The sequence below is a fragment of the Pseudomonas sp. P5_A12 genome (genome assembly GCF_056400685.1).
Genome location: NZ_JBFUKU010000393.1, coordinates 1 through 4,027, shown reverse-complemented (window position 1 = coordinate 4,027; position 4,027 = coordinate 1). Strand labels below are relative to the sequence as shown.

Here is a 4,027-nt window from a genome sequence, read left to right as displayed (position 1 = left end):
CTTGATTTGGCAGCGATACAAAACCTAAAAAAACGTTTCGGGCACGAGCTACTACTTTGCACCAAGCATCAGGTGCAAAGCAGATTTTTAACTTAAATAACCTTTCAATTGGTCAATGAAGCATCCGTTACAGCTCGCGAATTAGCCTCATCGGAATGCCTGAAAATCTCTGAGAACATTGGTACGAGCTCTTTATTGCCATGCTCGCTCAAATGGTCATCATCACGATATAAAGGATAATTGTTTTTTTCACCACGGCAACGATCACCAGAACATAGGTATGGCAGAGGGTCTAGAATCTTCACGCCGCATTTGTCGCGAGCGTCATCTTGTGCTCGCCAAATGAAATCTTGGCGATTATGGTATTCCTCAAGAGTAACGAATATCTCGTTCTGCGCGCCTAATAATGCGCTTCGCGCCATATGTGCAGGTACATCAACGCCCATTTCAGGTATTGGTCGTACCAGATATACCATACGGTCTTTCGCAATCTGACAAGCAGTATTTGTTAGATTCTGAGCGTATTCTTCAAGAAATTCGGGCTCAGACGATTTATACGGTTTTGTGAAATAAACCTGAGGTGTGTTTTTTTGGTTGATATTTTCATTTGCGCCGATTGCGAACTGAGCGTGCCGGTTTATGATCACTACAGGAACGCTATGAGGTACAGTTTTTAGTTTTTGTATTGCCCAGTCTACGAACGCACCGCATTCCTTTCGCTCAGTACTATGCACCCCCTGAATAATTGGACAAGAGCTATACGACCACTCCATTATTCCGCTCTCGGGCGATGTAGCTGCGGCCACTATGGCGGAAACGGTCGCATTTGCATGACTGTCGCCCAATACAATTGCTTGCAGATCGTTGCCGCCGAACATGCAAGAAGGGGACACAACACCTTTCATCAGAAGGCATTCATCCCTGCGAGGGTTTTTATTCAATGATTCAAGGCCAATGGCTTCAATCCTTGGATCAAACCGCCCTTGCATACCCTGATTCAAATGTACACCGGCACCTACCACGGCAACTATCATAGTGAAAGCGAGCAGCCCAGCTACGCTTTTGCTCTCGCTTAGTTTGCTGAGGTATCTACGAGTTGTCGACTCAACCAGATGATACGAAAGATGGCCTAATACTAATGTCAGCCCCATACCCATAATAATGAATACAGGATTAGCCTGCTGCTCTATATAGGTCAGAGTCACCACTATTGGCCAGTGCCACAGGTACAACGAATAAGAGCGTGTGCCCAGCCATTGGGTAGCTGTAAGGCTCGTCCATAATGAGCCCTTTCGCGCTGCCAGCAATACTAGCAACGTACCGATTACAGGCACCAGTGCTCGCCAACCAGGCCAGTTCGACGAGGAATCAAAGCCGACGATGGCTCCGATAATGAGCGCGAAGCCGACAGCTTCAATTGCTTTGCGCATACCAAGTGTTAAGACTAGGCGGTTCGTTAGTAAATACACCAATCCACCGGCGAGCATTTCCCAAGCGCGAGTCGGCAGCAGGTAAAAAGCAGCACTCGGTTTTAGAGGCGTGAAAATAATCGATAAAGCAAGCGAGACACATATCCCTGCCAGCAAAGCCATGGCGATGGCGTTACGATTTGGCCTCCACTTCCATACGGCGATGAGAACTAACGGAAGAATGAGATAAAACTGCCACTCGACTGCGAGCGACCACGTATGTAGAAGCCATTTGTCATGGGATTGCACATCGAAGTAACCGGCTTCTCTCCAGAACTGGACATTGGATAAAAAAAATACAGCGGAAACAGCGTGAGTACCAAGCATCTTGTAATCAAGAGGCAGCAGTGCCAACCATCCAATTGCGAGCAATACAGCGCACAGAACAATCAAGGCAGGCAATATTCGGCGGGCTCTCGCCATGTAGAACTTTATAACGGAGAATTGTTTCTGATTGTCTTTTTCCAAACCTTCGACAACTATTCCCGTCATTAGGAAGCCGGATATAACAAAAAATATGTCGACACCAACAAAGCCGCCGGAAAAACCGGATACCCCGAAATGGAATAATATGACTGCGACTACGGCCCAAGCACGAAGGCCGTTGATATCCTCCCTGAAATTTTTGCTTTTCGTCTTCATATTCTTCTTGCTTGATGTGTGAGTTTATGTGGCCGATTGCCGCCATTCTGCGACGAAGCATGATGCCTGAGCGCAACAGGTCGGTGAAGCTCTTTGTCCAGATTGAGTCGAAGCTTGTCGCAACTGTGCACTGGAAGAGCGGCTGGAACATCTTTACGGATCTGATTGTGCTCACTTGGCTGCCTGCCGATCGTCAGGGATCAAATGAGGAACACCGTTTTCTCATAGAGCTGTTTATTTATCCAGTAGTGAGCGACAGATGTACGTCCTTATTACGCGCATGAGAGAGAACGGTGTGGCCCGGGATTGGAAGGCGATACGGCAAACGGTCGGCATTCGCGGAGAAATCAACATCCGGCCGCATATTCGCGCGCAACTCAATCGATCGAGCGATATCGCCGAGATCCGGCCGGAGGACATGCCGTTTGATGCAGTACCGCTTTCGCCGCTCCTGGATGCAAGGTTGACAGGGATGYCGGCTAACGCTTTCACGCTGAGTGACCTGGAAGAAATTGAAGGCGTGCTTTATGAGCAGTCTTGGTGGTGCCGAGAGGATCGAATGTGTTCGTTCTACAGGACGCCGGGGTGGGGTATGCAGATTCGGCATGGAGTGAAAGTTGCCCGCTGGGACCAGCTTTGGGACCAGCGGATGCATTTCCGTGATTTACCGGTGATTACTCATGCCGATTCGGCCCAGTAAATACTGATCTCAAGCAATCACCGGCATGCATTTCATACCGCATCGTGATGTTAGCTGTAGAGATCAAAGGTTTTCTTGGCGCCCGGCAGGCAGTGTGCCCATGGAGAGAAAGCGGGAATTTCCTCCCCAAAACGCAACTGTTTGGACCAGTGTTTATTGGGTTCTAAAGAGTCGCAAAAGGTTGTGATTTTTGTGGGTGATTTGTAGCTCAAGGCCTTGATTATAAAGACCTTTGTCGGTTTCTATGCGGCATCCAAGGCTTTGACACCGCAATTGGTGAGCCGCAAAGTCAGTGCAGAAAGGCGCACCAATGAGTGCTCGGCTTGAAAGATGAACAAAAGGGAGGAGCCACGTCCACTCCCTCTTGAAATAAAGCAATTCCAATTGCTCAATCTCGGAATCCGAGATCAGTCGTCATGTTTGTGTTTATGTTTATTCTTGTGCTTATTTTTATGCTTATGGTCGTAGTGGTCGTAGTGGTCGTAGTGGTCGTTATCGTCATCGTTATCGTTATTGTTGGCCAGCTTGTTGCCTATAGCACCACCTGCTGCGCCGCCCAGTCCGGCACCGATCACGCCACCAGTGGAACCACCAACACTGTTGCCGATTACCTGACCACCCGCTGCACCGAGCCCGCCGCCAATGGCTGATTCGGTCTTGTTGCCACTCTTCGCGGTCACTGCGCCCCCAGCTGCGCCACCTACGCCGGCTCCGATCGCAGCGCCGGTGCTACCCCCCATAGCCTGACCGACAACGCTTCCAAGGGCTCCACCGACACCGCCACCGATAGCTGTGTTGGTGGTTTCGCCAGCGAGGGAGTACTGCGATACAAGAAGGCTTAATGCAACGACAGTGAATGATTTACGCATCAGACAAACCTATAGAAATACACAGGAAAAGAAAAGTTTGTTGGTACGAATCAGTCAGGTCAACAGATATTTAACGGTGCATAAATTTGGATCACCCAATCTGTGATTAGCGCAGCCGTTTGTTGATCAATTATGACCTGTTGGCACTCCCCCATAGGCCCTTTGCTTGTCGCTAGATGGCAGTTTGATGAGCTCTTCGTTCGGTCGGCAGAACGCCGGGGAGGGGTGTGCGTGAATATTGCGTGACTTTGCGTGACTCTATGTTGATCTATAGCTATTCGATTGCAGCGAGCGCCAGAGAAATCAACCATGTACCGAGTGTTTGCTAGGGTCCTGCGTGCATGGGG

Annotated in this window: 3 protein-coding genes; 1 reads left to right on the top strand and 2 read right to left on the bottom strand. The window is 49.3% G+C overall.

Going from position 1 to position 4,027, the window contains the following annotated elements:
• Window positions 1-104 precede the first annotated feature (104 nt).
• Window positions 105-2,111, bottom strand: a complete 2,007-nt coding sequence (locus AC1DSG_RS28585) for an acyltransferase family protein (protein ID WP_477793872.1) — start codon at window positions 2,109-2,111, stop codon at window positions 105-107.
• A 259-nt stretch (window positions 2,112-2,370) separates the two neighbouring features.
• On the opposite strand from AC1DSG_RS28585, the gene AC1DSG_RS28580 reads away from it, so the two are divergent.
• Window positions 2,371-2,811, top strand: coding sequence for a hypothetical protein (locus AC1DSG_RS28580; RefSeq protein ID WP_477793871.1), 441 nt, complete (start codon window positions 2,371-2,373; stop codon window positions 2,809-2,811).
• 407 nt (window positions 2,812-3,218) lie between these two features.
• Here the strand turns inward: AC1DSG_RS28580 and AC1DSG_RS28575 are convergent, their stop codons facing one another.
• Window positions 3,219-3,680: a glycine zipper domain-containing protein gene (locus AC1DSG_RS28575; RefSeq protein WP_477793870.1), complete on the bottom strand. Its 462-nt coding sequence runs from the start codon at window positions 3,678-3,680 to the stop codon at window positions 3,219-3,221.
• Window positions 3,681-4,027 lie beyond the last annotated feature (347 nt).

Excerpts from the sequence above, each read along its gene's own strand:
- AC1DSG_RS28585 (WP_477793872.1), bottom strand. The coding sequence starts at position 2,111 with ATGAAGACGAAAAGCAAAAATTTCAGGGAGGATATCAACGGCCTTCGT.
- AC1DSG_RS28575 (WP_477793870.1), bottom strand. The coding sequence starts at position 3,680 with ATGCGTAAATCATTCACTGTCGTTGCATTAAGCCTTCTTGTATCGCAG.